The sequence below is a fragment of the Streptomyces sp. A1277 genome (assembly GCF_004795015.1).
Taxonomy (GTDB): domain Bacteria; phylum Actinomycetota; class Actinomycetes; order Streptomycetales; family Streptomycetaceae; genus Streptomyces.
The window spans coordinates 1-1,797 of sequence record NZ_SSBI01000098.1 but is presented as its reverse complement, the minus strand read 5'-3'; the positions used below and the strand labels follow the sequence as shown (position 1 = coordinate 1,797).

Genomic DNA, 1,797 nt, shown 5'->3' with positions numbered 1-1,797 from the left:
GGGACGACGTCGAAGAGGTCACCGACGACGCCGTAGTCGACGAGGTCGAAGATCGGGGCCTCGGAGTCCTTGTTGACCGCGACGATCGTCTTCGAGGTCTGCATCCCCGCCCGGTGCTGGATCGCACCCGAGATACCCGACGCGATGTACAGCTGCGGCGAGACCGACTTGCCCGTCTGACCGACCTGGTTGGTGTGCGGATACCAGCCCGCGTCCACCGCCGCACGCGAAGCGCCGACGGCGGCACCCAGCGAGTCGGCGAGGGCCTCGATGACCGCGAAGTTCTCCGCACCATTGACACCACGGCCACCCGAGACCACGATCGCGGCCTCCGTCAGCTCCGGACGCCCCGTCGACTCGCGCGGGGTACGGGAGAGGACCTTGGTGCCGGTGGCCTGCTCCGAGAAGGAGACCGCGAGCGCCTCGACCGCACCGGCGGCCGGCGCCGCCTCGACCGGGGCGGAGTTCGGCTTGACCGTGATGACCGGAACACCCCTGGAGACACGGGACTTGGTCGTGTACGACGCGGCGAACGCGGACTGCGTGGCAACCGGGCCCTGATCGCCGGCCTCCAGGTCCACGGCGTCGGTGATGATCCCGGAGCCGATACGGACCGCGAGGCGGGCCGCGATCTCCTTGGCCTCCGCGGAGGAGGACAGCAGCACAGCGGCCGGGGACACCGCCTCATAGGCGGCCCGGAGCGCGTCGACCTTCGGCACCACGAGGTAATCGGCGAACTCGGGGGCATCAGCGGTCAGCACCCTGACCGCGCCGTGCTCGGCGAGCGCGGCCGCGGTGTCCGCGGCCCCGTTGCCCAGGGCGACGGCGACGGGCTCACCGATACGGCGCGCGAGCGTCAGCAGCTCCAGAGTGGGCTTGCGGACGGCACCGTCCACGTGATCGACATAGACGAGAACTTCAGCCATGGGACTTCAATCTCCTGCGAGTGCGAGGTAAGCGGGGGCGGTAAGCGGGGGGCGGTGACGGGGGCAGCCGGAACTCAGATGAACTTCTGACCGGCCAGGAACTCGGCCAGCTGCTTGCCGCCCTCACCCTCGTCCTTCACGATCGTGCCCGCGGTACGGGCCGGACGCTCGGTCGCGGAGTCGACCGCGGTCCACGCACCCGCCAGACCCACCTCGTCCGCGTCGATCCCCAGGTCATCCAGGTCCAGGGACTTCACCGGCTTCTTCTTCGCCGCCATGATCCCCTTGAACGACGGATAACGCGCCTCACCGGACTGGTCGGTCACCGACACCACCGCCGGCAACGACGCCTCCAGCTCCTCCGACGCACTGTCCCCGTCACGCCGCCCCCGCACGACACCGCCCTCGACCGACACCTGCGACAACAACGTCACCTGCGGCACACCCAGCCGCTCCGCGAGCAGCGCCGGAACCACACCCATCGTCCCGTCCGTCGACGCCATCCCCGAGATCACCAGGTCGTAACCCGTCTCCTCGACAGCCTTCGCCAGCACCAGCGACGTCCCCATCGCATCCGTACCGTGCAGATCGTCGTCCTCGACGTGAACCGCCTTGTCCGCACCCATCGACAACGCCTTGCGCAACGCGTCCTTGGCATCCTCCGGACCCACCGTCAACACGGTGACCTCCGCATCGTCCGCCCCGTCCGCGATCTGCAACGCCTGCTCGACCGCGTACTCGTCCAGCTCCGACAGCAGACCGTCGACATCCTCACGATCCAACGTCAGGTCATCGGCGAAATGCCGGTCACCGGTCGCGTCGGGCACGTACTTCACACAGACAACGATCCTCAAGCTCACGCCGGCTCTCC

Annotated in this window: 2 protein-coding genes; both read right to left on the bottom strand. The window is 68.8% G+C overall.

The window, feature by feature from the left end; genetic code table 11:
• Positions 1 to 926 (bottom strand): electron transfer flavoprotein subunit alpha/FixB family protein (locus E6R18_RS33800; RefSeq protein WP_136320677.1); only part of this gene is annotated, 926 nt, incomplete at its 3' end.
• Positions 927 to 1,000: 74 nt separating this feature from the next.
• Positions 1,001 to 1,786: an electron transfer flavoprotein subunit beta/FixA family protein gene (locus E6R18_RS33795; RefSeq protein WP_136320676.1), complete on the bottom strand. Its 786-nt coding sequence runs from the start codon at positions 1,784 to 1,786 to the stop codon at positions 1,001 to 1,003.
• Positions 1,787 to 1,797 lie beyond the last annotated feature (11 nt).